Consider the following 25,988-nt stretch of genomic DNA (forward strand, 5'->3'; position numbering starts at 1 on the left):
GGGGTTTAGATTTCGCCGAGATAGGCGTTGCGAATGGCAGGATCGGCGGCAACCTCTTGACTTGTGCCAGCTCTGGTCACCCGGCCGCGATCGACGATGACGACCTGGTCGGCAAGATCGAAAGCGACCGCAACATCCTGTTCGACGACCAACAGACCAAGACCGTTGCCGGCAAGCTGCTTCAGCGCGGCGATCAGAACGTCCACCATCACCGGCGCGAGACCAAGCGAGAGTTCGTCGATCATCATGACGCGCGGCTTGGCCATCATGCCGCGGCCGATGGCGCACATCTGCTGTTCGCCGCCGGACATCGAGATGGCGTCCTGGCGGCGCCGCTCGTGAAGCTTGGGGAACAGGCTGTAGACCGCCTCGAGATCGCGGGAAATTTCTGCTTTCGGGGCCTGTCTGGAAAACGCGCCGATCAGCAGATTGTCCTCCACGGTCATGCCCGCGAACAGGCGGCGTCCTTCCGGCACATGTGCGATGCCAGCTGTGACGAAGCCGTCCGGCTCGAGACCATGGAGCCGTGTCCCGCCCAGTTGAATCTCGCCTTTCGTCGGCCGGATCAGGCCGGACAAAGTGCGCAGCAATGTTGTCTTGCCGGCGCCGTTCGAGCCGATGACCGCGGTAATGCCGGGAATGGGAACGTCGAAGGAGACGTCGTAGAGAACGCGCACGTCGCCATATCCTGCGGAGAGATTCTGAATCGACAGATGCGTCATGACGGCCTCGTCTCCAGCATCGCCGCGCCGCGCGTGCCGAGATAGGCCTGGATCACGGCCGGGTCGCGGGCCACATCGTCGGTCGGGCCGTCGGCAAGCAGCGCGCCCTGATGCAGCACCACCAACCGGCGGCAGAGGCCGCGCACGACTTTCATCAGATGCTCGATGATGACAATCGTGACGCCCTCCGCGGCAATCGCACGGATCATGGTCAGGACGCCGTCGATTTCGGCGGAGTTCAGCCCGGCATTGACTTCGTCGAGGAACAGCAGCTTCGGTTTTGCGGCCAGCGCCTTGGCAAGTTCAAGCCGTTTGCGCTGGGCGAGCGTGATATGCGGCGGCAGCCGATGCGCAAGTTCACCAATGCCGAGCCGCTCCAGCGCCGCTGCGGCAACTTGCCTTGCGGCAGCCATGTCGGCAGCGCCGCCGGCAAACAACGCGACAGCCGCGACATTGTCCAGCGCGGTCAGTTGCATGAAGGGTTGCACCACCTGAAAGGTGCGGACGAGACCAAGACGCGCGAGATGATAGGGGGCCTTGCCGGTCACATCGTGTCCGGCAAAGACAATGCGGCCGGCGGTCGGCTGGAGATGACCGGTGACGAGATTGACGAGGGTGGTCTTGCCTGCGCCATTCGATCCGATCAGGCCGACAATCTCACCCTCATTCAATGAGAAGGAGACTTTGTCGACGGCCGTCAATCCGCCGAACCGGCGTGTCAGGCCTTGCAGTTCCAGCAAAGCGGTCATGACACCTTTCCTTTTCTGAGAGAAGGCAGCACACCGCCCGGCATGACGAGCACAAGGATGGCGATCAGAATGCCGAGTGCGCCCGTGCCGAATGTCAGCAAATTACGCCACATCAATTCTTCGAAGACGAGATAGATCACCGATCCGACCACAGGACCGAACACCGTGCCGACACCGCCGATGAGCGCTGCAATGATCGGTCGCACCGACCACATGATGTCGTAGACGTCGGAAGGATCGATGTAACCGATCCATCCCGCATAAGCCGCGCCGGCGACGCCGCAGATGGCGGACGAAATCGTGAAGGCGATGGTCTTGAGCCGTGGCGCATCGATGCCCGCGCTGACAGCCGCGGTTTCGTTCATGCGGATGCAGGACAACCCGAAACCGAGCCAACCTTTCGCGATCACCAATGACAGCGCGACCGAAAACGCCGCAAGCATCACCATGATTTCCAGCGAGATGCGTGCGATCGCGAGCGGGTCTCCGCCGGCACCGGGTAGATTGATGCCCATGCCACCGCCCGTCACATCGGCCCAGCCGGTGGTGATTTCCCGCAGAATGGAGACGAGCATCAGGCTGGCGATCGCGAAGTAATGTCCCTTCAGGCGCAGGATTGCGAAACCGAACGGCGCCGAGAGGAGGGCGGCGCAGAGTGCAGCCATGGCGTAGCCCGCAAAGACGGACCAGCCGAATTGCTGCATGACCGCCGATGCGTAGGCACCCAGACCGAAAAAAGCAGCAGTCGCGAATGACGGATAGCCCGTGAAGCCGCCGACCTGATTCCAGGCGGACGCAAGTGTGATCAGGAGCGCAAGCGATGTGGCCAGCCGCAGCAGATAGGTTTCGTTGGAGAGAACCAGCGGCAGGCCAAAGGCGATGACTGCGCCGATAACCATGATGATGAGCGGCAAAAACCAGCGAGACAGAGCGGATTGCATCAATCGTACCCCGCCCGGCCGAGCAGTCCCTGCGGACGCCACAGCAACATCAGAATGAGCAGAACGGATGCGACGGTGACGCCGTATTCGGCACCGACCAGCATCGACCCGAGGCTCTCGACAACACCCAGAACAAGACCGCCGATAATGGCTCCGTTCACGCTGCCAAGACCACCCAGCACACAGGCGACAAACGCCACGCCGAGATAACTGCCGCTATTGAGCGGCGAGATCGGAAACACCGCTGCGATAAGACAGCCGGCAACACCCGCAAGCGCCAGACCGAGGCCGAAGGTGAGGGCATAGATATGTTCGACCTTCACCCCCATCAGCCGCGCCGTCTCCTGATCCATGCGGACGGCAACAATGGCGCGGCCCAGCCGCGACCGCGTGAGATAAAGGTGCACCGCGAATGTCGCGGCAATGCCGAGCACGGCTGCGATCAGCCGGTCTGCGGAAATCGCAACCGAACCGACAATCAGCGGCGGCAGGCCGGTAATCGACCCGATCTTGCGGTAGTCTGCGGTGAAGGCCGCGAGCATGGCGTTGTTGAGGATCAGGTCGAGTGCAAAGGTCAGCACCAATGTGATCAGCACCGGTGCCGCGATCACCCGTTGCACAATGAAGCGCTGGACGACCCAGCCCAGCAGTCCGATCGCCGGTCCGACGAGCAGGGCGGCCAGGAACGGATTGATGCCGAGCTGCCAGCCGAAGAACGCGGCATAGGCTCCCAGCACCACGGCCGAGCCGTGCAGCATGTTGACGACATTGAGCACGCCCCAGACGAGAGAAAATCCGGCGGCGATCGCAGCATAGAGGCCACCGAGCAAAAGCCCGTTGACCACGACCTGCGCGAGGATCGCAGCATTCATGGTGTTTGCTTTAGCTGATGCCGAGCTTCAGATCGCCTTGCTTGACTTCGTCAGGCAGCAGCACGACGGTTTTGCCGCCCTGGATCTGAAAGACCGGTGGCGTCAGGCTGTCGATCTGGCCGCTCGGCCCGAAATGCACCGGCCCCCAGAATGTTTTGACATTCATCGCCGCGAGCGCGTCGCGTACCGCCGGGCCGTCGGTCGTGCCGGTCTTCTTCAAGGCCAGTTGAAGAATGGCGCCGATCGCCGAAGCTGATGCTTCGGCATAGTCCGGGACATCGCCGTTATAGGCGGCCTTGAAGGTCTCCACGTATTTCTGCGTCGAGCCAAACATGTCCTCGCCTTCGTAGCGGACCGAAGGATGCCACCACGATGCGCTTGATACATTCTCGGCCGCGCCCTTGAGCGCCTGGATATATTCTTCATAGGCGGGCCCTGCGATCATCGTCAGGACCTGCGACTTGAGGCCGAGTTCGCGCATCTGCGTGCGGACCTGGATCAGATCGTTGATGTAACCGCCGACAAAAATCCAGTCGGGTGCCGCCGCGCGCATCTGTGTCAGCGGCGCTGCGAAATCGAGCGCACCGATCGCGAATTTTTCGTCGAAGACGAGATCCAGCTTGTGCCGCTTGACGCCTTCGCGGAGCGCGGTTGCCAGCGACAGCGGCAAAAGGTCGTTGCGCGAGAAGATTGCGACCTTCTTCACCGCCGGTGCCTTGGCCACAACAAGAGCTGCGAGCGGATCGGTCAGCGTTTCATTCGGCGTGAAGGTGCCGAACAGATACTTGAAGCCCTGATCGTAGACTTCGCGGGAGGAGGCGGTCGCCGCCAGCATGGGGATTTTGTATCGCTCGGCAATGGCGCTGCCAGCTTTCGCCGCGCCCGAACCGAACGGGGCGAACAGGAATTGGGCTTTCTCCTGGTTCACCAGGAATTCGCAGGCCTGAACGCCCCTCGGGGTTGCCGATTGATAATCGGAATAGATGATCCGGACCGGGAGCTTCTTGTTGCCGACTTCGACGCCACCGCGTTTCATGACTTCGGCGGCCCAGAGATCATAACCTCGCTTCTGCTTCCGGCCCTCCGGCGCCAGGGGCCCGGTCAGCGGCAACGGCGCTCCAATGCGGATTTCGTCAGCGCTCTGTGCGGTGGCAAAGCTGGATGCCGCAACGGTGGCAACTGACCCAGCAAGGAATGACCGTCGATCCATATCGTGACCCTCTCTGACTTCCCCGAACCGGTGCGACGACCGGAACATAATGACGGGATCAAGTGTGACAGGGGAGGCCGTGCTGCCAAAGCAGAATTCCGGCTATAAGGTGTTGCCGATTTGAGAACGCCCTCACGAGATTGTCGCGCCCGCCCATATTCTCACCACCGGCGCTTCAAATCGGCTCGCGCAGCCGAGGGGCCGAGCGGTCAGAAATATCGCTGATTTGCGGGCCAAGATCGCATTTGGGAGCCGCAAGCATATCCCAAGATGAATTCACAGATGCTGGGCGGAATGGAGGCGTGCTGCGGAGAACGGCATGTTGTCCTGCCATCTGCATCATTTTAGCGCGCGTCTTGGGCCGCGTCTTTTCGTCTTGATCGAAACCATTGGCCCGCCGGCCGCCGACACTTGAGTGGTGTGGCGGCCGGGAACGCTCCAAACGTCAGAACTGGATGTTGGCCTGCTTGATGATCGGGCTCCATTTCTTGATCTCGGCAGCAGTGAAGGCCTTGAGATCGTCGGGGGTGCCGCCTGCGATTTCGACGCCGAGAGTATCCAATGCGGTCTTCGCCTTCTCCGACGCGAGATATTGATTGGTCGCGGTGTTGAGTTTGGCGATGATCTCGGGAGCCGTTCCTTTCGGCGCCAGCAAGGCATACCAGACGCTGGCTTCAAAGCCGGGCAGGCCCGATTCCGATGCCGTCGGCACATTCGGAAGCTTGGACCAGCGCTTGTTGCCGGCGATCGCCAGCGCCTTGATCTTTCCTTCCTGCACATTGGTGACGTAAGCCGCCATCGAGTCCATGCCGATATCGATATGCTTGCCGATCAGATCGGTAATGATCGGCGGGCTGCCGCGATATTGCGTATGGCCGAACTTGATGCCGGTCGTGCTTTGGAGGAGTTCGCCGGTGATGTGCCCCAGTGTGCCATTGCCCGGATAACCGGCCGTCAGCTTGCTCGGATTGGCCTTGCCATATTCGATCAGCTCTTTCAGCGTCGAGAACGGCGCATCCGGGCGGGCGACAATGATGATCGCGGATTTGCCGACCAGCGCCACCGGAACGAAATCGCGCTGCGGATCGAACGGCATATCCTTGTACATCAGCTTGTTGGTGGCGGCGGGGCCGGTCGTCGCGAATAGCAGCGTGTACCCATCGGCCGGCGCTTTCGCTACAGCCGCGCCGCCGATATTGCCGCCGGCGCCGCCGCGATTATCGATCACGACCGGCTGGCCGAGCGCGGTGGCCAGATGCTCGACCAGGCCGCGCGCAACGACGTCGGATGTCGTGCCGGCCGTGAATGGCACGACCAGAGTGACAGCGCGGTTTGGCCACGCCGATTGCGCGATCGTCGGCGATACGGCGAAAATGGAGATGGCGGTTGCAACAATGGCTGTCGCAACACGTGGCAAGGTGAAATGGATCATGGATGGCGTCTCCCGGCTTTTGTAAGATCGTTAACGTTCAGCGTTTGGCCGCCCAGGCGGCTCCTTCGAGTGGCGTGCGATTGTTTGCGGCATCTTCGGCGAGTGTGTGCAGGCGCTGTTGCCATGCAGGGTCGTTGACGGCGTTCAGCAGGCGGCCCTGCCAGGCCACGAGATACCTTTTGCGTGTCTCGTCATCGACGCGCGGCGCGGCATAAGCGACGAACGGCTCCAGAACCTCGAGCCCGAGATATTCAAGCATGCAGCGCTTGACCGGATGAAGAACGCGTTCGATGTCGCCATAGGCATCGCCGTCGCTAAAGCGTTCGCGCGTTCCGCCGCTGGACAGGCCGAGCAACGCGCGGCGACCCAGATAAAACCCCTTGTCGAAGCGCCGTCCGTCGGCATAGGCGACGCCATAAGCGCACACGCGATCGAACCAGCCTTTCACGATGGCCGGCATCCCGCCCCACCAGATTGGGAAGATCATCGCGATGAAGTCGGCGCGCTGCAGGCGTTCCTGTTCGCGAATGAGATCGGCACTAAAGCCAGCCGTCTTGCTCGCGTGCAATTGTTCGGATTGATAATGGAAACGATCGGCATCGGCGACGGATGTGAAATCATGCCGTCCGGCAACAGGATTGAAGTCTTCGCCGTAAAGGTCCGACACTTCGACAGTGTGACCTGCGGCTTCCAACGTCTTCACGGCCGTGTCTTTCAGCGCCGCCGTAAAGGATGTCGGCTCGGGATGAGCGTAGATGATGAGACTATTCATTGAACGCATGAACCTCGAAAAATAAATGCCTGCGATCCATCAGGCTGGCGTGTATCTTCTCCAGTTGTCTGTCCGTAACGGCATCTGCGGAAAGGCTTTGCGCTGATCGGCGGCGCGGCCAATCAGGCTGGCGGCCGTGACATCCTTGCGCTGCAGGTAAGCTGAGAACTCGGCCAGGGCATCTGACAGCAAGCCGAAGCCGCGCAGCATGATGGGCGACGACATTTCGACAGCCGACGCGCCGGCCAGCATCATCCGTGCGATATCGAGTCCGGATTGCGCGCCATTGGTTGCAATCAGCGGCTTGTCGGGACCAAGCTTGGCACGGGACAGCGCCAGCCATTGACAGGTGAGGGGCAGATTCCAGTAGCCGCCGACGCCGAGCGTGGTACCGAGCATCGGCTCGAATGTTTCAATGTCGGGAATAAGGCCGAGTGAGCGGCCCGCCATGACGACCGCTTCGCCACCTTCCTCGAAAGCGGCAGCGGCGAGATCGGGCACGCGTTCGCTTTGGCCGGTGATTTTCACCCAGAGCGGAATGGCAATCGCAGCACGGACGGCCGAGACAATGGTCGTGATCCGTGCCGGGTCGAGCTCGGTTGAAACGGCGCCTTTCGCCTGGCTGGCATAGGGCGTGCCGATATTGAGTTCGAGCACACGGATGCCGGCCTGTTCGATTTGTCTTGCCATCGCGACGGTGTTGTCGAGATTAGCGAGGATCACACTGGCAACCGCATAGGACTCGTAAGTGCGAGCCTCGCGATCCAGCGTCGCGGTTTGTTCGAGCCACGCATCGAAGGATTGCGGTGTCAGGCCGGAGCGGCAGGCGACATAGGCATGCGCGGGCGCATCAAGCCGCCAGGGGATTGGCTCCCACCGCTCATTCAGCACCATGTATTCGGCGCGCTGCAATTGGTCGCGCGCAGCCTCCGATTCATTGACCGATTTGACGACGACCGCACCAGCGCCCGCCTTCAAGGCGCGCCGCACGCCATCGGCTTCGATCATGTGCTCGGCGGAACCGGCGATCAGCGGATTTTTCAGCGCTACGCGGCCGATCGTTGTGTTCAGTGTTTCCGATGTCATCCCGCAATCCGCTTCTTCGCTGTGCGTGGTGCCGGACGCGCCCGGCTCTCGGCGGGCTCGGGTGCGAGTTCCGAACTGCCGCCATAGCCAAGCTGCCGCGAAATCTCATGCGCGCATGATTTCAGGTTTTTCAAAAGTGAAGCGGACGGGTTCGCCGGAAGAAACTGGATCGAACCGACCAGCGCCACGCTCGCGACACAAGCCCCTGCGGCATCGAAGATGGGAGCGGCGAGCGCGTTGATGCCAAGCATGGCCTCTTCGGGTGCCGAGCAATAGCCACGCCGAACGACACGCGCGAGATCTTCCTCGATGGCCGCAATGTCGGTCGTTGTGTGAGGCGTGAGACGCGGACGTGGTCCCGAGAGCAAGCGCTGCTGCACAGGACGCGGTGCAAAGGCGAGCATGACCTTTCCCTGCGCCGATGCGTGATAATGCAATTCGCTGCCGGGCCGCACACCGATTTCGATCGCTGCTGACGTTCCGGCAATGGTCAGCATGACGAGCGCGCCACGCGGTGTCATGGACGACAAAACAACGCTGTGGCCGCATCGGTCACGAAGCTCGCGCATCGGACCTTCGGCAAGCCGGGCAAGATCCGCTTCGGGTGCAAGACGGGCAAGCAGGCGGCCCTTCGCGCCGATCGCATAACGCGATGTCGCTTGGTTCTGCGTCAGATAGCCACGTTCCACCAAAGTCAACAGATGACGGTGAACCGATCCCTTCGTCAGTTTCAGACGCTCCGCAATTTGCGTGACGCCCATTTCTTCGGCGGAAAACGCAACCGCTTCCAGCACATCGAGTGCGATGCGCACGGAACGAACGCCACTTTCATCTGCTGACCGAGCCATTCGAAGCCAGTTTCATCCTGTTTGTGAAACGAAACAGCACAACCAGACACCCTGATTTTTCGCACTGCAACAGAGCTTTTCGTGTCTTCGGCTAGAGCAATATTGACCTGCGCGTCTCTTCGCAATAAAAAAATAGAAACGCTGTTTCACGCTCGCGAACAGCAGAAAAATAGACAGGGAGGGGTCATGAAGCAAATTTCAGCCATCGCCATCGCTGCATGTGTTGCAGCGAGTGTTGTCCCTGCCGCTGCGCAGGAGACGTACAAGATCGGCTCATCGCTCGGGTTGACGGGCTATGCCGCAGCGATCGACCGCGCGTGGCGCGATGGTCTCGAAGTCGCAGTCGATCACGTGAACAAGAATGGCGGCATCATGGGCCGCAAGATCCAGCTCTTTGTCGAGGACAACAAATCCGAGCCGCAGGAGGCGGTGACGGTCTATCGAAAGATGATCAGCTCGGACAAGGTCGAGAGCTTCATCAGTGGCTGCGTGTCGGCGGGGACATTTGCAGCGGCGCCGTTTGTGGTGCGCGCGCAGGTGCCGATGGTGTTGTGCTCGATCCTGCCGCCGCAGGCGGAGCAGGCGAAATGGGCCTACAGCTTCCTTGCGCCGCCGCGGTTCGAAGTGGAAACGCGCTATCAATACCTCAAGGACAAAACGCAGATCCGCAAGATCGGCATCCTGCACGATCCCAGCCCCTATGCCACGTTGCAGAAAAACATTGCCGTCAAGATCGCCGGAGACTTTGGCATCGAGGTGCCGGTCGTTGAGCAATACAGGCCTGACGATGCCGACTACAGCGCGCAGATCAGCAAGATGGTGGCCGCCGGCGCGAAAGCCATCCTCAAGATCGGCCAGGGCGGCTCGACACTGACGACAGCGAGGAACATCAAGCAGCTTGGGCAGGACATCCTGTTGCTCGGCAGCGTCGACGATTTTGCGGTGCTGAAGCCCGCCGGCGAGACGCTTGGCGAGCAGTTCATGTTCGTCGCTGCGCCGTCGCAAGTCTATGACGTGTTGCCGGCCGGTCCTCTGAAAGAAGAGATTGGGCGCTTCCTGCCGCTGTGGCGCGCCAAGCATGGCGACCGCGACGCGTTCTGGGCCGGCAAAGCCTGGGATGCGCTGATGGTCGTCAAGGCCGCGGCCGAGAAAGGCAAGAGTCTCGAAGGACCGAAGATGCGCGACGCGATCGAGACCATCACTGGTTTCCAGGGCACCGGAGGCATCTACAACTTCTCGCCGACCGTGCATCAGGGCATCACCGAAAACCCGTTCTTCCTGGCCTCCATCGTCGGTGGAAAGCTCCAGGTGAAATGATGGCGCAGGCCACGGTGCAAGCCCGGACGGTGACCGGAGCGCAGCCGAAGATCCTCGACGTGGAGAACCTGTCTGCGCGCTACGGGCAGGTGGTCGCGCTCCACGGCGTGAGCATCAACATTCGTGCAGGCGAGCTGGTGGCTGTGCTCGGTCCCAATGGTGCCGGCAAATCGACGCTGCTGCGTTCGGTGATGGGACTGACGACATCGACAGGATCGGTGCGCTTTGACGATCAATCGTTGCCGCGCCGCGGCACATCGAGGATCGCGCGTGCCGGCGTCGTGCTGGTGCCGGAAGGACGCGGCATCTTCGCGCCGATGAGCGTCGCCGAGAACCTGCAGCTTGGCGCTTACATGATCGGCGGACGCGGAACGGAGTTCGAGCGCAGGCGGGACCGCGTGCTGACGCTATTTCCGCGCCTGAGGGAACGCCTCAATCAGACTTCAGGGTCGCTGTCGGGTGGCGAGCAACAGATGCTGGCTGTCGGTCGCGCGATGATGGCTGAACCACGCCTGCTTCTGCTCGACGAACCGTCGCTTGGTCTTGCACCGAAGGTGACGGCGGAAATCCTGGAGACACTCGGACAGCTCAATCGCAGCGGCCTGCCGATCCTTCTCGTGGAGCAGAAGGCGCCGCTCGCGCTCAAACTCGCCAATCGCGCCTATGTCATGTCGAACGGCCGCATCTCGGCGGAAGTCGACCCTCGTGAGATCAACTCCCATGCCGACCTCGCGCAATTCTACTTCAACTAGTTTGGGCCGCATCCTCTCCTGGGTGCCGGCTGTGCTTGCCGTCGCGCTTGTTGGCTACGCCATTGTCGCTGGCGGTTACATCGTGACGGTGGCAGGCTTTGCGCTGATCTATGCGGTGTTTGTCACCGGCCTCAATATCTTCATGGGTTATGCGGGACAGGCGTCTTTCGGTCAGAACGCATTCGCTGCGATTGGTGGCTATACCTCGGCGGTGCTGACCGCGACCTATGGCTGGGCGCCGGTGCCGGCGATGCTGGCCGGTATTGCCGGTGCCATCGTTTGCGCCGTGGTGATCGGCTATCCGACATTGCGGCTGAAAGGTCATTACCTGGCGATGGCGACGCTGGCCATCGGGCTGATCGTTTATGAGACGACGGTGCATTGGCAGGCGGTCACGCAAGGCTATATGGGCATTTCCGGCATTCCGCCGCTCGGCATCGGCGATTTCGAAATCGTTTCCGATCGCGCGCAGCTCATCTTCCTGAGCATCGTTGTCGCGATCAGCATGGGCAGCGCCTGGCTCATCCGCAATTCGCGCTTTGGCCGTGCGCTGGTCGCTCTCTCCGGCAGTGAGGATGCGGCGCGCGCACTCGGAATCGACGTTGCGCGTTACAAGCTCGCGGCCTTCATCGTGTCGGCCACCTATGCATCGATCGCCGGCTCGCTGTTCGTGCATATTGTCGGCTTTGTTAGCCCGGAAGTTTTCGGCATGAATATGGTGATCCTTGGCTTCACCATGCTTTATGTCGGCGGCATCGGCACCGTGATCGGCCCGCTGGTTGGCGCGATCGTCATCAATCTGTTGCCGGAAACGTTCCGCGTGCTGAAGGACTATCAGGATCTCGTCTACGGCGTCGCTTTGATCCTCCTTTTGATCTACGCGCCCGGCGGCCTCGCGGCATTGACCCGTCCCTTCAAACGCAAGCAAACGGCGCCCGTGCCCGCCGTGAGGCTGGCCAGTGAGGGAGCGAAATCATGAACCGGCTGAGCGTCAAAGGACTCACGAAGCGATTCGGCGGTCTTATCGCCAACGATGCCGTGAGCTTCGATGTGCCGGCCGAAGGTGTCTTCGCGATCATCGGCCCGAATGGTGCAGGCAAGACGACGCTGTTCAACATGATTTCCGGCTTTCATGAGCCGACCGAAGGCCGCGTGATGTTCGAAGGCGAGGACATCACGGCCATGCCGCCTGAACTCATTGCCGCTCGTGGTCTCGTTCGCACATTTCAGCTCGCGCAGCTCTTCCAGGATCTCACCGTCCTCGAGAATGTGAAGGTCGGGCGGCATGTGCGCACGCGTGCAGGCCTCTTTGCCGCTTTGCTGCGTCCGGCCTGGGCACGACAGGAAGAGACGAATACCGATCGCGTCGCGCGCGAACTGATCGATTTCGTCGGCCTCGGATCGCAGGCCGAGGTGCGGGCATCAGCGTTACCCTACGGCCAGCAGCGCCTTCTGGAGATCGCGCGCGCCCTGGCGGCCGAACCGACATTGCTGCTGCTGGATGAGCCGGCCGCGGGTCTCAATCACGACGAGACATCGCGGCTCTCCGAGATCATCCGCCGGGTCTCGGCCCGTGGCACGACCGTGCTGTTGATCGAGCACGATATGCAGCTTGTGATGAAAACGGCGGACTGGATCGTCGTGCTCAATTTCGGCCGCAAGATCGCCGAAGGCACACCGGACGAGGTGCAGCGCAACCCCGGTGTGATCGAGGCCTATCTCGGCGGCGCGGAGATGCTGCATGACTGACTTCGCCTATTTCGGACAGACGATCGTTAACGGGCTCAGCGTCGGCTGTATCTACGGGCTGATCGGCATCGGCTTCTGCGTGATCTACAATGCCAGCGGCATCGTCAATTTTGCGCAAGGCGCGTTTGTGATGCTGGGCGGCATGCTGACCTATCTGTTTTTCAGTGTGTGGCATGTGCCGCTCTTCCTCGCAGCGCTGGCCGCGATTGCCGTGGTCGCTGTCACCGGCATCGTTATCGAACGCCTCGTCGTACGGCCCTTGTGGGATCGCAAGGCGACGATGTTCGTCATGATCCTTGCGACACTCGCCGTCCAGATCGTGATCGATCGCTCCACATTGCTGATTGCCGGAGACCAGCCGAAAAGCCTGCCGGTCTTTACCGATCTGCCGCCATTGCGATTTGGCGGCATTACGATCGGCTTTCAGACGCTGTGGATCATTGGCGGGTCGCTGATCCTGATTGCGGCACTGGCGTTCTTCTTCAGCAAGACATTGGTCGGCCGGGCCATGCGCGCCTGCTCGATCAATCGCGAAGCGGCGGCGCTGCAAGGCATTCCTGTCTCGCACATGCTGGCTGCATCCTTCGCACTGAGCGCTGCCCTCGGCGCCATTGCCGGCATCCTGGTCACGCCGACGCAGTTCACGGCCTACAATGTCGGCACTCCCTTTGCGATCAGCGGCTTTATTGCGGCCATTGTTGGCGGTTTCGGTCGGCCATTTGGCGCATTTCTCGGTGGGTTGGCTCTTGGCGTGGCGCAGGCGCTTGCTGTGTACAGCCTCGGGTCCGGCCTCAAGAACGTTGCGGCGCTTTCGGTGCTGCTGATCTTCCTGTTCCTGCGTCCCAATGGAATTCTCGGAGCGGCCAAGTAAATGACGAATATGCGTTACGACCCGACCACCTTCCGCGCGCGGCTTGGCCGCGGCGATATTCTCGCCGGCACCTTCATCAAGACGCCGGGCGGACATGCGGTGGAGATCATGGGCGACCTTGGCCTCGACTTCGTGGTGATCGACGAGGAGCACGCGCCATTCGACCGGCAGGCGATTGATCAGGCGCTGGTTGCGGCACGCGCAGGGCAGATCGCCGCTCTTGTGCGCGTTGCTTCGGCGGCACCGTCCAATCTTCTGTCGGTACTAGATAGTGGCGCAACCGGCGTTCTCGTTCCCCATGTCGCGTCGGTCGAAAAGGCACGCGATGTCGTCACGAGCTGCCGCTATGTGAACGGCAAGCGCGGTTTCTCCAACTCGCCGCGTGCGGGGCGCTATGGCGGCTTGTCGCTTGGCGAACACGTCAAGCTCGGCGATGCGATCACGACCATCGTCGCCCAGATCGAGGATCCCGAAGCGATCGAACATGCCGAGGCGATCGGCCGGCTTGACGGCATCGATGCGTTGTTCATCGGTCGCGGCGATCTTGCCGTGGCAATGGGAGAGAACTCACCGGACGCGCCATCAGTTCGCAAGGCGGCGGAGCAGGTCTGCGCAGCCGGCAAGGCGGCGGGGAAGCCGGTGATGGTCTTCGTCGGCAACGCTGCGGACGCACAGGCGATGCGTTCGATCGGCGCGACCGCCTTCATCTATTCGTCCGATCAGGGCCTGATGCGTCAGGCGGCGGCACGGGCGAAATCTGAAATCACCGCATTAACATAAAGTGGGTGCAAAGATGCGTGGTAAGAATGGAGAGATCGCGACGGGTGTGGCGATGCGCAAGGCAACGCATGCCCGGCATTATGCGCAGGATCCGCAGATCACCGATTCGGACGGGAGCAGACATTGGATCACACGTGCGGCGAATTTTCTGACCGTCGTGTCGGATGCGAAGAAGGGGGCTGTACTGGAACGGCATGGCCATCCCGACGAGTACATGCTGTTGCTGCCGCCCGGTACAGGCGCGACGATCGAAGCAAAAGGGGAAACGATCGACGCCAAGGGCGACAGCCTGACGATCCTGCCGCCTGGCGACAGCCGCATTGTCGTGACGTCGCCTGGCACGGTGGCGCGCATCTTTTCCAGCAAGGCGGCCGACCTTGCCGCCAAGGCGGTGAACGCCGCAACCTATGCCGATGGCGCACCGGAAGTGACACCGATCGTGCCATGGCCCGATCCGGTTGGCGGCTACAAGATCCGCCATTACGATCTCACCGGCATTGCAAGCCCCGATCCAAGCCCGCTGAAGATGCGGCTATTCCGATCGACTAATCTGATGGTCAATGTGTTCGAGCGCTGGACCAAGCGGCGTGACGAAAGCAAGCTGAGCCCGCATTCGCACGAGGATTTCGAGCAGATTTCGCTCGGCTTGCAGGGCGGGTTTGAACATCACCTGCGCTATCCATGGGGCTCGAACAAGGGTAGTTGGCAGGCGGACGAGCACGAACGTTATGACCAGAGCCCGTCGGTTCTCGTGATCCCGCCGCGCGTGATCCATACATCGCAGGATGTCGGGGAAGGCACGACCTGGCTGATTGACGTGTTCGGGCCGCCGCGCATGGATTTCTCGTCGCGGCCCGGCTTTGTGCTCAATGCCGCCGACTATCCGATGCCGGCCCAAAGCTGAAGTCTCAAGGCTGAAGCATCTTTTTTTGCTAGTAGTAAGGACGTGATTCGTGGCGCAGACCGCAGCAGACCAGACCATAGAAAAGCGGATCGACGCGTTGCTTGTCGGCGCCATCGATCCGCATGTGCATAGCGGTCCGTCGATCGCCCCGCGCGGCATCGATCATCTCGAATTGCTCCGCGAAACATCGGCGGCAGGATTTGCAGCAATTGTCACCAAGGATCATGACTATAGCGGTGTCATGACCGCGGCGCTGATCGCCAAACATTATCCCGAGCTGAAGACAAAAATCTTTTCCAGCATCGTGCTCAACAATGTGGTTGGCGGCTTCAATCCTTATGCCGTCGAACATACGGCGGCGATGGGCGGCAAGATCGTCTGGTTTCCAACGCTGGCGGCAGAAAACCATCTGCGTTGGGAAAAAACGTCGAACTGGGTTCACCCGGCATCAACGCAGAAGATGCGCCCCGCGACCGGCATTCCGGTTCTCAATCCGGACAAGACGGTCCGTGATGACGTGAAAGAAGTGATCGACGTCATTGCCAAGAACGACATGGTGCTGGCCAGCGGCCACCTGCATATCAGCGAGACTTGGCTGGTATTCGAAGAGGCTCAGCGCCGCGGCGTGAAACGGATCGTGCTGACGCATCCGGAAGACATTGTCGACGCATCGATGAATGACGTGTCCGGTATTGCCAAGATGGGTGCCTATGTCGAGCACTCGTTGTGCATGTTCATCGAAGGCTCCAAATTCAAGACCTGCGAAAGCGCGGATTTGCGCAAGCATATCGATGCCGCCGGTGTCGATCAGACGATTTTGTGCTCGGATCTTGGCCAGACCGGCACGATTGGCCCAATCGAGGGCATTCGCCGCGGCATCAGGCTATGCATGGATCTTGGCTACAGCGACGACCAGATCAGAAAAATGATATCGTCGAACACGGCCAGAATGCTGGGATTGTCGTAGGGACCCCTCGTTGCTGTTCCGCATCACTTTACTGCGGACGGCTTTTTTGCACCGCGGATTGTTTTCTCATGACAGTCAGAAAGTCCGACTGAAAGCTGGTCGGCAGCCAGTCCAGTCGCGTCGTGAGACCGACAATCCTTGGCGCATGCGGGACGCGAAGATTCAGCGCGGCAAGATCGGAGCGATCGTCGATGTCGATATATTCGCGCGGCAGCAGGCCGAGATGGTCGCTGACCATGAGATCGGCGATAAGCGCGCCAAGCGAATTCGTCTCGATCTGAACGCGCGGTGAGAGACGCCATTCGGCAATGATGGTGTCAAGCACAGCGCGCCGCGGCAATGCGGCGGTCGGGAAGACCCAATTGTATTTACGAAGATCGGAGGTTTTCGGGCTTGGAATTTGCGCGATCGGATGGTCTCGCCGGCAGACGATGCGGTAGGGATCATCGAACAGGTTTTCCTCGCAAAGATCATCGAATGGCGGCGGCGCACGAAGTGCGCCAAAAATCAGATCGCTGGCGCCGCTGCGAAGGCTGACCACCAGTTCGTCATAGCTGCCTTCCTGAATGACGAGCCGGGACTTGGGATGAACTCGCAGAAGTTCCTCTGCAACAATGGCAAGCAACCGCTTTGGCGCAAGCGGCAGCACGCCGATCGTCGTCTTAACCTGCGCTGAGCCTTGATGCGCCGCGAGTTCTTCGAACCCGACCGCAATTTCGACCACACTCAGGGCGAACCGCCGTGCGAGCTCCGATCCGGCCGGTGACAGGCCGATGCCGTCAAGCGTTCGGCGGTAGAGAGGCGTTTTCACCAGCCTTTCAAGATCGCGGGCCGGCCGATGCAGCGTTGGCTCGGCGACATCGAGGGCTTTTGCGGCACCGCGGAAGCTTCGGCTTTTCCAGATTGCGATCAGGCTGCGGATATGGACGTCGCTGATCTTGCGGCTCAGCCGGGTGACGGCATCGCTCTGGGCATCGGCGCCGATGGTTGCGGCGAGCGCCGCGCTCAGTTGCTGAAAGAAGCGCTGCGTCCGCCGCGCGAAGATGAGACCGTCCTGCGTTAGGAAGCTGCCGCCGGGGCGGCGTTCTAGCAGCGGCGTTCCGACCTCATCTTCAAGCGAGCGTATCGCCCGGGTCACGGCCGGCTGCGTGACATGAAGAAAATGCGCCGCCGTGCTCATGGCCCCGGACCTGGCTACATGATCGAACGCACGCAGGCGGGCGAGGCGCGGCAGAGCGGGTTGATCCGACGGATAAGGGTTCGAACGCATAGGACCGACTTAGCAAATAATTATGGCCCACGCAGCGGTTGGAATGCCCCCTCCGCCGCAAAAAATGTTTGATGTTTTGGCAGCCCCGACCTGGGCCGGTCGCCAGGATTTCGACAGTTGCGACTTCGGCCTCGGAACGTGATGGCCAGGAGAGGGAAGCCGTGAGCGACGTCATCGACATCCATACGCACGTCATTTCTTCGGATTCGGAGCGATATCCGTTCGCGCCGCTTGGTGGCAAGCAGTCCGACTGGTCGCGCGCGCGCCCGACCAGTGCCGCGGCGCTGCTCGCGGCGATGGATGAAGCGGGGGTGGCAAAGTCCGCCGTCGTGCAGGCGTCGACCGCTTACGGTTTCGACAATTCCTATCTCGCCGATTGCGTCGCCGCCCATCCCGAGCGCTTTACCGGTGTCTTTTGCATCGACATGTTCGCTCCCGATGCCGGTGCGGAGTTCAAGCGATGGACGCAGGCGGGCCTGACAGGCATGCGTCTGTTCACCACGGGCAGCACCAGCCCGGGCCAGGCCGACTGGCTGGCCGATGAACGGACTTTCCCCGTATGGGAGCTGGCGGAAGCGGCCAGCCTGCCGGTCTGTCTGCAGATGCGCCCCGAAGGCGTTCCGGACTTGCTCAAACTGCTGGCGCGCTTTCGAAAGGTGCCGATCGTCCTCGATCACATGGCGCGTCCGGCCTTGTCTGACGGTCCGCCATATCGGGCTGCACAATGGCTCTTCGATCTCGCGGCTCATCCCAATGTCTTTCTCAAACTGACCAGCCGCACGATCGAGCAGGCCGGCACGGGCTCCTCGACCCCCGAAGCTTTCTTCCCAAAGCTGGTGGCGACATTCGGGGCCGATCGGATTGCCTGGGGGTCCAATTTTCCGGCTCATGCCGGTCCGATGTCGCATCTCCTGGAGGACGCGCAGAAATCGCTTTCGTCTCTCAGCGAAGCCGATCGCGCTCATATTTTTTCGGGCACGGCGCGCCGTCTTTATCCCGCTCTGGTGAGCCGGCGCATGGAGAAAGCCGATGCTTGATCAGAAGCTGACGCTGACCGCGGCGATCGGATCCCGCGCCTGGCGCAAGACCCTGGAAACTGCGCAAGCCGAGGCGGAGACATTTCAACTTTCATTTGCCGACGTATCGCCCATTCACCGCGCTTTTGCTCCGATGGCGCGCGAGCAAAAATTCGATGTGAGCGAGATGGCCATCGTCACGGCGTTGCAGGCGATTGCCTATGGCAAGCCGTTGCTGATCCTGCCCGTCACACTGGCAGCGCGATTCCAACACGGCTGTCTCATCGCCCGCAAGTCAGATGCCCCATTGAGGCCGGAGAATCTTCGCGGACGGCGTATCGGTGTGCGCGCTTACACGCAGACGACCGGGGTATGGCTTCGCGGCATTCTTCAAAACGATTATGGTGTGGCGCCCGACTCGATCCGCTGGGTGACGCAGGAGGGCGCGCATCTTGCTGAATATCGCGATCCGTCATGGGTCGAGAGGGCGCCATCCGGCCGCACCCTTGCGGAGCTTTTGCGGTCTGGCGACATCGATGCTGCGATTTTCGGGAATGATTTGCCGGACGACCCTGATTTCGCACCGGTGATCGCAGCCCCGCGCGAGGCTGCGCGCGCCTGGTACGACAAGCACGATGTGGTCCCGATCAATCACATGATGGTGGTGCGCAAGGATGTCGCCGCAGCACATCCGGCGGCCATGCGCGATCTTTGGCAGACGATTCATCGCGCGAAGCCTGTCGCGGCGGAGCGCCCCGATATGGCGGCGATCGGCATCGCTGCAAACCGCCGTTCTCTGGCGATGATCCTGCACTATTGCGAGCAGCAGACCCTTCTGCCATGCGCGATGATGGTGGATGACATATTCGACGAGACGACCGCCATGCTCGGTGAAACGCTGGCGGACTGAGGCGACCAAAATGACAGAAGCAAGCGCGCAACGATCAAACGTCGCTCGTGCGCCGCTTGCCGATCAAATAACGAGAGGGAGGAAACAATGTTGCGGTTGCATATTGGTATGACGAGTCATGTCCGGCGCGGCGTTTATCTTGCGGTTGGCGCGCTCGCCGCATTCTTCACGGCATTGTCGCTGGATGTCACGCAGGCTGCGTCCTATCCCACCCGTCCTGTCCGTATCATCGTGCCCTATGGCGCCGGCGGCATTGCCGATGTGACGATGCGGATGGTCGCGGAAAAGCTCTCAGACAAACTGGGCCAGCCGTTCATCATTGAAAATCGTCCCGGGGCGGCCGGCATCATCGGCATCAAGGCTGTCGTCGGCTCGGCGCCTGACGGATATACATTGGCCATGATCGGCGGAGGCCTCACCGCTGCCAAGTCGCTGTTCAAATCGCTGCCCTACGATCTCGAACGCGATCTCATTCCGATTTCGACAACGGCGTTTTACGGACTTGTCGTTGCCACCAAGGCAGGATCGCCATTCACATCCATTAAAGACGTGATCGGTGCCGCGAAAGCCAAGCCTGGAACGTTGAATTTCGGGACGATCAATCCCGGCAGCAACCAGCATCTCTCCGGAGAGCTATTCAAGTCGATGGCCGGAATTTCCGTGGCGGCGATCCCCTTCAAGACGACCCCGGAACTGGTGACGGCGATGATCCGTGGAGATATCGACATTCTCTTCGAGTATCAGGCTGGGTTGCAGGGCAGCCTCAACGATCGTCAGATTGTCGCCATCGCAACCACAGGACGCGAACGTTCGCCAGCGCTGCCGGATGTTCCCACAGTCTCTGAAATTGGCCTGGCAGACTATGAGGTCACGAGCTGGAATGCTCTTGCGGCGCCGGCGGGTACGCCGGCAGAGATCGTTGCGATCCTCAATAAAGCGGTCAACGATGTTCTGAGCTTGCCAGACGTGAAAGCGGCGGCTGTCAGCTTTGGCATGGAGGCGCGCGGCAGCTCGGTTGAGGACCTGCGTGAGCGGATTGCGCGTGAAGTCGCCAAGTGGGGGAAGGTGGTCGAGGCCGCCGGCATTGAGAAGAAATAACTCCGCGCCGGTCTGCGCGGTAGCCGGTTATTTCTTCGCCGGGAAAATCATGCAGGTCGTTGAGGCGTGCGCATAAAGCCTGCCGCTTGCATCCTTGATGTCGCCTTCGGACGTGCCGAGGGTGCGACCGCGATGGATGAGGCGGCCTTCCGCGCGGACAGGGCCGGTGTCCTTGGTCAATGGCCGCACGAGGTTCACCTTGATCTCCAGTGTCGTGTAAGTCTCGCCTTTCAACAGCGTCGAATGCACGGCGCAGGCGAGTGCGGAATCCAGCAGCGTCATGGCGAAGCCGCCATGCACTGTCCCGATTGGATTGTAGTGGCGCATCTGCGGCGTGCCTGAGAAGACGACGCGGCCGTGCTCGGCTTCGCTGAGCGTGAAGCCGAGCGTCTGCGTGATCGGCGGTGCTGGAAACCTGCCGTCGATCAGCCCGCGCAGGAAACTGAGGCCGTCATGTTGCAGCAGCGTTTCGACAGGCACGACGCCATACACGATTTCATTCATGGCTATGGTCTCACGCTGGCCTTGTTTCGTCTGCCCGCTGCGGCGTGAACAACAGCCGCTGATACAGCCAGCCGATCCCCATCAGCACGAGGCCGAGGCAGATGAAGGAGAGGGCGCGGTACACGCCCTGCACGCCGGCGAGGTCATAGAGGAAGACCTTGCCGATGGTGAGGATCACGACCGCCGCCGAGGCAAAGCGCGCCGGCTGCGATTTCAAGGCGATGCCGGCGAGCAGCAGCAAGACGCCGAAGGCGAGCCACACCGCCGAATAGGTATATTGCTCGGCGTCGGTGGTCGGCTGGCCGATCAGCACCGGCCCGTGGAAGATCGTGCGCACTTCCAGCGAGAGATAGACCAGCGCCAGCACGATCGCCGTCACGGCGGCGATGCGATAGACGAGGGCAGGCCGCGTGTCGCGAATCTGGCGTGCGAGGATTGCCATCAGGATGGCCGGGATGCCGTAGCCGAGCAGGATGGTGTTGAACACCATGCCGCCGACCGGCTCGCCGGTGAACATCGGGTTCGTGTAAACGCCGAAGCTGATCAGGATGCCGATAAAGGACAGCGTGCCGATGATGCGCGCGCCGATATCATGCACGATGCTGTGCGTACGTGCCCGCACATGTTCGAGCCCGATGGTCATGGCAAGGCCGGTCGAAATCTGCAATCCGGTTTCGCCGAGGCCCGCCGACGGATGATAAATATCGCCGTCATTCATCAGGTGACGGATTTCCAGCATTGCCGTCAGCGCCGTGAAGGTGATGGCTGCGGCATCGACGCTGCGCGAGGCATAATCGTCGCCGCGCTTGCGCAGGATGATGCCGGCGATCCAGAACGACAGTGCCGGAACGCCATAGCCCCAGAGCAGCCAGTTGAAGATCGGCGTTGTGCCGACATCGTTGCCGACGATGCGCGGATCGATGGCGATGCGCGCCATCACCAGGATCGTCAGCACGATGCAGAGCTGTCGCAGCATCGGCAGCGGCCGCTTGTCGGCAATGTACGCAATGCCCGGCACCATCAGCGCGAGCGCCACCGTGAGCCAGCCGCGTTCCAGCGCGAAGGTCAGGGCCAGTGCCAGCGAGGCGACGGCACCGCAGGCAAAGATCGCCGCGGCCGCAGCACTGCCGGGTGCGAAGCTGCGGCGGCTCAAGGTCTCGGTGGCGATACCGAACAACGCCGCGAGCAGCAGCGCCAGTGCGGCAAACGGGATCGAGCGCTCGAACAGGGTGACGCCGTAATTCAGCGCCACCAGCGTGACGATCGGCGTCAGCACGCCGGTCGCCGCCCAGATGATCGCCGCATAGGGATGCACGACGCGCCCCTGCGCCAGATATCCGGCGGCGCCGAACATTGCGGCGATGGCCGCGCCGAAGAGAAGATGCAGCCGCATCCCGTCGAGCCGCGGCACCGCAGGCAATCCTGACAGCACGCCGCCCGGTTGATGCAATACGATGAAATAATCCGACGTCGACCAATGTCCGATGATGAGCAAGGCCAGCAATGCGGCGGCAGCGATCGCGGGCGTTGCCGCCTCGCTGCGCCAGGCGACCGCGATCGTCGCCGCGCACAGCGCCAGCAGCGTCATGACCGCGATGGAGTCATGCTTGTTAGCGAGCACGAGCAGGAACGTGCCGAACAGATATCCGGCCAGTACGCCGCACGAGACGAGATCGAAGCGTCCGCGCTCGGCCGGCGGTCCATAAAGGAAACCGGCGACGATGAAAGCGGATGCGAGCGCGAAACCGACAAGGGCATGGAAGGCATGCGCGGTGATCGCATTCGCATCGAACAATCCGGCCAGCATCCAGAACAGCGCGAAGGAGGCCGCGGTGATCGCCAGCCAGCGCCACAGCCGCATGCGCGCCAGCGCATAGGCTGCGGCGGTGACGACCGCGAGATAGATATACAGCGCCCAGTAATTTGGCTGCGTGCCGCCGACCAGGGCCGGCGTCACATAGGCGCCGATCAGGCCAAGGCCGGCGAGAGCCGGGCCGTGCACCAGTGCTGCTGCGAGCGTCGCCAATGCAACGAGCCCGAGCAGCACGAACGCGGCGGCCGGCGACAGAAATTCATACAGCGCATAAGCCGCATAGATATCGGCGTAAGCGACGGTGGTGCCCGCCGCGGTGAGAATGCTCGGGATATGCGCGGTCTTGACCTGCGCGATGCCGCTCGTGATTTCGCGGCGGCGGGCGAGTTCGCCAAGGCCGACGAGTACGAGCGCCAGCAAAGCGCCGAACAAGACGCGCAGGCCCGGCCCGAACAATCCGGCCTCGATCGAATAGCGCACGAGGAAAATGCCGCCGAGCGCCAGCGCCAGGCCGCCGATCCACACCACCCATTGCGTGCCGAAGCGGCGTTCGAAATCGGCATAGTCGCGCGGCTTGTCCGCGGGCGGTTCTTCACCGCCGCCGGTGGCAACGGGCTCCGGCTCCGGCATGACGGGCGGCTCTGGCGTCGCCGGAATTTCAGGCGCGGGCTCGTCCGCGGTGGGCGGTGACGCCGCGATATCGTCCTGCTGTTGCCGCGCGAAGGCGGCCTGCATCGTGTCGGGTTCGGGAGCGGGCGGCGTTATATCAACGGCCGGTGCAGGTGCGGCCGGTTCAGGATCGAGAACATTCGCCGCTGCTCCGGCGGCCTCCGTCGCAGCCTCTGGCGGCGTCGGAAGGCCCGCGCTGCGCACAAACTCGGCCAGCCTGTCGTCCAGCGACCGTAATGTGACGTCGAGTTCGCGCAGACGCCCGCGCAGGCCATGCACCATCAACAGCAGCGCGATCAGCGCAACGAGAACAAGGAATTCCATGGAAAAGGGATCCTGAAGGAGAACGAAATACAGACTAGTCGTTATTGGTGAAGCCGAAACCAGCTCAACACACCGCTCGTCCCCGCGAAGGCGGGGGACCCAGAATGACTATGCTGGATTCCCGCCGGAGTTTACACTCGGGCTGCGCGAAGCGTAGACCCGGGTGCGGGAATGAGCGGCATCAATGCCTTTTACCGCCGCACGCCCAGCCGCAGGCCCGGTGCATGCCGCTCCTGCATCACTTCCCGCCGGAAGCGGAAAAGCGCTGCGGGGCGTCCGCCGGTTGTGGTGGACATCTCGCCGGTCGGCTCCACCAGCTCGGTGCTTTCCACCAGCCTGCGGAAATTCTGTTTGTGCAAATGCCGTCCTGAAATCGCCTCCACGGTGTGCTGCAATTCAGTTAGTGTGAATTCGGCCGGCATCAGTTCAAACACCACCGGGCGATATTTCAATTTGCCGCGCAGCCGCGCGATCGCGGTGGCGAGGATACGGCGGTGGTCGAACCGCATCGACAGGCCAAGATGCCCGCGCACGGCGGCCACGCGCCCGTCGCGCTGCGCTTCCTCGATCAGCCCGGCTTCATAAAGCAGCTCGTAGCGTTCGAGGACCTTCTCTTCGTCCCAGTTTGTGTGTTTGTCCGAAGCCGCGTCACCGCCGCCAAAACACAGCCGCAGCCGTTCGTTGCGCCCGGCCGCCCCGCGCGCCCATTTCGTCAAGGACGGCAGGATCGCGTCATCGATGATCGGTGGGCGTCCCTCGCGCCAGTCCTCCCACGGGAAGAAGTGATACCAGGGCCGGAAGCGCGCGCCCGCCGCCTGCAGGCCCGAGACATTCTCCGGCACGCGCGTCAGCGCCAGATAGCCGACCGATACGACATGCGGATCGGTATCGCCGATACGCGCATGCCGGCCGCGATCGCCGAAGGTATAAAGCTGCTCGACATAGACGACGTCGAGCGCGGTCTGCGCCGCCACCCATTCGCGCAGACCGATCTCGAAGGTGCGATGCGACAGCGGATCGAATGCGCCGGAGGGCAAACCGGCCGGCCCGTCTTTCCTGCCGCTTTCGCCGGCGACCAGGACCTGCGGTTCTTCATTGGTGACGGCGACGATCGCCGTGGTCAGTCCGATCTCGATGGGCGTCAGACCAACCGGCATCGCTCACTCGAGTTCGAGGCGGAACGGATGCCCTTCATACGACGCAAGGCCCGGGCCAATGGCGCGCACGGCATCGACCATGCGGCCCTTCCGGCCAAGGATGACGTCGGCCAGCGCCACCAGCCGGCTGTTGGGCTGGGCGGTCGGCGAGAACGAGCGAATCGCGCGGGCGATCGTCAGTTCGTCGCGCTTCGGATTGAGCGCACAGGCGGTAATGAAGGCGCCCGCCGTCGAGCGGCTGATGCCGGCATAGCAATGCACGACGATCGGCGCGGCGCGATCCCACGCGGTCACGAAATCGATCAGCTTTTTCACATGCGCTTCGTTCGGCGGCACATAGCCGTCCATCACGGCGGTAATGTCGTCCATGTCGAGCAGCAGGTGATTGGCTTCGACGATCGAAGCCGGCCGCCGCACCATCGCGACGTCCTTCATCAGGGTAACGACGTGTTTTGCACCGGTTTCGGTTACCGTGTCATGCAGGCGGGCGAGGGAGCAGACGTGAATCATCATCAATTATGCCGTATCGAATCCGCCCGAGTCTTAGCACGCGCCTTCGGACGGAAAAGTGTCAGCCGCAGAGCTTCGCAAAACGCTCCAGAAACCGCGCTTCCGCCGTCTCGGCGGGCCATGGTGTGAGATAGTCACGCTCCACCGACGGGGAAAGTCTCGGCGGGTTGCCGAAAAAACGCCGCGCTTCCGCCTCGCTGAAGCCGGCAAGCCGCGTGGCCTCGAGGTATGCTGCAGCGCGGTCGGCCTGCTTGATCAGCTTTTCCTGCGCCGCGGCCAGTTTCGGCGGCAGGCCGAACCGGACATGGATGGCCGCGAGCAGCCGCAATTCGACCGCCTTGTAGGAATCGCCGATCACCGCCTTGAACGGCGTGATCATGTCGCCGACCACATATTCGGGCGCGTCGTGCAGCATGATCGCCAGCCGCAGCTTGTCGTCGATCGGCCCCTGCTGCCGCGCAATGGTATCGACCAGCAAGGTGTGCTGCGCGACCGAGAAGATATGCGCGCCGATGGTCTGGCCGTTCCAGCGCGGCACGCGCGCAATGCCGTGCGCAATATCCTCGATCTCGACATCGAGCGGCGAGGGGTCGAGCAGATCCAGCCTGCGCCCGGACAGCATGCGCTGCCAGGCGCGGGTCGCTTTCGTGCGGGCAGGAGCTTTGACGATTTTTTTGCTCGCGGATTTGGTCATTGGTCTCCGCGCTTTCTTCTCCCACGAGCGAAGCGAATGGTGAGGCGGGGG

Annotated in this window: 26 protein-coding genes; 11 read left to right on the forward strand and 15 right to left on the reverse strand. The window is 61.8% G+C overall.

What is annotated here, in order from left to right; genetic code table 11:
- Positions 1-5 precede the first annotated feature (5 nt).
- From CAK95_RS15550 to CAK95_RS15590, 9 genes are all read right to left on the reverse strand, one after another.
- Positions 6-722: an ABC transporter ATP-binding protein gene (locus CAK95_RS15550; RefSeq protein WP_086088725.1), complete on the reverse strand. Its 717-nt coding sequence runs from the start codon at positions 720-722 to the stop codon at positions 6-8.
- Positions 719-1,471, reverse strand: a complete 753-nt coding sequence (locus CAK95_RS15555) for an ABC transporter ATP-binding protein (protein WP_086088726.1) — start codon at positions 1,469-1,471, stop codon at positions 719-721. Before CAK95_RS15555 ends, CAK95_RS15550 begins: the two co-directional genes overlap by 4 nt.
- On the reverse strand, positions 1,468-2,412 hold the full coding sequence (locus CAK95_RS15560; protein ID WP_086088727.1) for a branched-chain amino acid ABC transporter permease: 945 nt from the start codon (positions 2,410-2,412) through the stop codon (positions 1,468-1,470). Before CAK95_RS15560 ends, CAK95_RS15555 begins: the two co-directional genes overlap by 4 nt.
- Positions 2,412-3,284 carry a branched-chain amino acid ABC transporter permease gene (locus CAK95_RS15565; RefSeq protein ID WP_086088728.1) on the reverse strand — a complete coding sequence of 291 codons (873 nt, stop codon included), beginning with the start codon at positions 3,282-3,284 and terminating at the stop codon, positions 2,412-2,414. Before CAK95_RS15565 ends, CAK95_RS15560 begins: the two co-directional genes overlap by 1 nt.
- Positions 3,285-3,294: 10 nt before the next feature.
- Positions 3,295-4,494 (reverse strand): amino acid ABC transporter substrate-binding protein, encoded by a 1,200-nt coding sequence (locus tag CAK95_RS15570; RefSeq protein WP_086088729.1) that lies wholly within the window; start codon positions 4,492-4,494, stop codon positions 3,295-3,297.
- Between the two features lie 445 nt (positions 4,495-4,939).
- Complete coding sequence (locus CAK95_RS15575) at positions 4,940-5,926, reverse strand: Bug family tripartite tricarboxylate transporter substrate binding protein (RefSeq protein WP_086088730.1); 987 nt, start codon at positions 5,924-5,926, stop codon at positions 4,940-4,942.
- 37 nt (positions 5,927-5,963) lie between these two features.
- Positions 5,964-6,698, reverse strand: coding sequence for an NAD(P)H-dependent oxidoreductase (locus tag CAK95_RS15580; RefSeq protein ID WP_157699639.1), 735 nt, complete (start codon positions 6,696-6,698; stop codon positions 5,964-5,966).
- A 39-nt stretch (positions 6,699-6,737) separates the two neighbouring features.
- Positions 6,738-7,784 (reverse strand): beta/alpha barrel domain-containing protein, encoded by a 1,047-nt coding sequence (locus CAK95_RS15585; protein ID WP_086088732.1) that lies wholly within the window; start codon positions 7,782-7,784, stop codon positions 6,738-6,740.
- Positions 7,781-8,632, reverse strand: a complete 852-nt coding sequence (locus CAK95_RS15590; protein ID WP_086088733.1) for an IclR family transcriptional regulator — start codon at positions 8,630-8,632, stop codon at positions 7,781-7,783. Before CAK95_RS15590 ends, CAK95_RS15585 begins: the two co-directional genes overlap by 4 nt.
- A 186-nt stretch (positions 8,633-8,818) precedes the next feature.
- Here CAK95_RS15590 and CAK95_RS15595 point away from each other — a divergent pair, with 186 nt between their 5' ends.
- From CAK95_RS15595 to CAK95_RS15630, 8 genes are read left to right on the forward strand one after another with little or no spacing between them, the layout of a single operon-like run.
- Positions 8,819-9,949 (forward strand): ABC transporter substrate-binding protein, encoded by a 1,131-nt coding sequence (locus tag CAK95_RS15595; RefSeq protein ID WP_086088734.1) that lies wholly within the window; start codon positions 8,819-8,821, stop codon positions 9,947-9,949.
- Positions 9,949-10,701 (forward strand): ABC transporter ATP-binding protein, encoded by a 753-nt coding sequence (locus tag CAK95_RS15600; RefSeq protein ID WP_086091448.1) that lies wholly within the window; start codon positions 9,949-9,951, stop codon positions 10,699-10,701. Before CAK95_RS15595 ends, CAK95_RS15600 begins: the two co-directional genes overlap by 1 nt.
- A gap of 31 nt (positions 10,702-10,732) precedes the next feature.
- Complete coding sequence (locus CAK95_RS15605) at positions 10,733-11,680, forward strand: branched-chain amino acid ABC transporter permease (protein ID WP_157699640.1); 948 nt, start codon at positions 10,733-10,735, stop codon at positions 11,678-11,680.
- On the forward strand, positions 11,677-12,450 hold the full coding sequence (locus tag CAK95_RS15610; RefSeq protein WP_086088736.1) for an ABC transporter ATP-binding protein: 774 nt from the start codon (positions 11,677-11,679) through the stop codon (positions 12,448-12,450). Before CAK95_RS15605 ends, CAK95_RS15610 begins: the two co-directional genes overlap by 4 nt.
- On the forward strand, positions 12,443-13,321 hold the full coding sequence (locus CAK95_RS15615; RefSeq protein WP_086088737.1) for a branched-chain amino acid ABC transporter permease: 879 nt from the start codon (positions 12,443-12,445) through the stop codon (positions 13,319-13,321). The genes CAK95_RS15610 and CAK95_RS15615 overlap by 8 nt, the downstream gene beginning before the upstream one ends.
- A complete protein-coding gene (locus CAK95_RS15620) occupies positions 13,322-14,101 on the forward strand; it encodes an HpcH/HpaI aldolase family protein (protein ID WP_245303420.1) in 780 nt (259 codons plus the stop codon). It begins immediately after the preceding gene.
- A 13-nt stretch (positions 14,102-14,114) separates the two neighbouring features.
- Positions 14,115-15,005 (forward strand): cupin domain-containing protein, encoded by an 891-nt coding sequence (locus CAK95_RS15625; protein WP_147413721.1) that lies wholly within the window; start codon positions 14,115-14,117, stop codon positions 15,003-15,005.
- 49 nt (positions 15,006-15,054) lie between these two features.
- Positions 15,055-15,972 carry a DUF6282 family protein gene (locus CAK95_RS15630; RefSeq protein WP_086088739.1) on the forward strand — a complete coding sequence of 306 codons (918 nt, stop codon included), beginning with the start codon at positions 15,055-15,057 and terminating at the stop codon, positions 15,970-15,972.
- A 28-nt stretch (positions 15,973-16,000) separates the two neighbouring features.
- On the opposite strand, the gene CAK95_RS15635 is transcribed toward CAK95_RS15630, so the two are convergent.
- Positions 16,001-17,242: a LysR family transcriptional regulator gene (locus tag CAK95_RS15635; protein WP_086088740.1), complete on the reverse strand. Its 1,242-nt coding sequence runs from the start codon at positions 17,240-17,242 to the stop codon at positions 16,001-16,003.
- A 161-nt stretch (positions 17,243-17,403) separates the two neighbouring features.
- Between CAK95_RS15635 and CAK95_RS15640 the strand changes: the two genes are divergently transcribed.
- The 3 genes from CAK95_RS15640 to CAK95_RS15650 all read left to right on the forward strand — a co-directional run bounded on the left by CAK95_RS15640 (position 17,404) and on the right by CAK95_RS15650 (position 20,266).
- A complete protein-coding gene (locus CAK95_RS15640; RefSeq protein WP_086088741.1) occupies positions 17,404-18,279 on the forward strand; it encodes an amidohydrolase family protein in 876 nt (291 codons plus the stop codon).
- A complete protein-coding gene (locus CAK95_RS15645) occupies positions 18,272-19,168 on the forward strand; it encodes a substrate-binding domain-containing protein (RefSeq protein ID WP_086088742.1) in 897 nt (298 codons plus the stop codon). The genes CAK95_RS15640 and CAK95_RS15645 overlap by 8 nt, the downstream gene beginning before the upstream one ends.
- An 87-nt stretch (positions 19,169-19,255) precedes the next feature.
- Positions 19,256-20,266 carry a Bug family tripartite tricarboxylate transporter substrate binding protein gene (locus tag CAK95_RS15650; RefSeq protein ID WP_086088743.1) on the forward strand — a complete coding sequence of 337 codons (1,011 nt, stop codon included), beginning with the start codon at positions 19,256-19,258 and terminating at the stop codon, positions 20,264-20,266.
- Positions 20,267-20,293: 27 nt separating this feature from the next.
- On the opposite strand, the gene CAK95_RS15655 is transcribed toward CAK95_RS15650, so the two are convergent.
- From CAK95_RS15655 to CAK95_RS15675, 5 genes are all read right to left on the reverse strand, one after another.
- Positions 20,294-20,770, reverse strand: a complete 477-nt coding sequence (locus tag CAK95_RS15655) for a PaaI family thioesterase (protein ID WP_086088744.1) — start codon at positions 20,768-20,770, stop codon at positions 20,294-20,296.
- A 10-nt stretch (positions 20,771-20,780) separates the two neighbouring features.
- Positions 20,781-23,576 (reverse strand): DUF2339 domain-containing protein, encoded by a 2,796-nt coding sequence (locus CAK95_RS15660; RefSeq protein ID WP_086088745.1) that lies wholly within the window; start codon positions 23,574-23,576, stop codon positions 20,781-20,783.
- A gap of 191 nt (positions 23,577-23,767) precedes the next feature.
- Positions 23,768-24,733, reverse strand: coding sequence for an NUDIX hydrolase (locus CAK95_RS15665; protein WP_086088746.1), 966 nt, complete (start codon positions 24,731-24,733; stop codon positions 23,768-23,770).
- A gap of 3 nt (positions 24,734-24,736) precedes the next feature.
- Entirely contained in the window at positions 24,737-25,243 is a 507-nt protein-coding gene (locus tag CAK95_RS15670; protein WP_086091450.1) for a tyrosine phosphatase family protein, read from the reverse strand.
- Positions 25,244-25,304: 61 nt separating this feature from the next.
- A complete protein-coding gene (locus tag CAK95_RS15675) occupies positions 25,305-25,937 on the reverse strand; it encodes a YfbR-like 5'-deoxynucleotidase (protein ID WP_086088747.1) in 633 nt (210 codons plus the stop codon).
- Positions 25,938-25,988: the final 51 nt, after the last annotated feature.

It is taken from the genome of Pseudorhodoplanes sinuspersici (genome assembly GCF_002119765.1).
Lineage (GTDB): Bacteria > Pseudomonadota > Alphaproteobacteria > Rhizobiales > Xanthobacteraceae > Pseudorhodoplanes > Pseudorhodoplanes sinuspersici.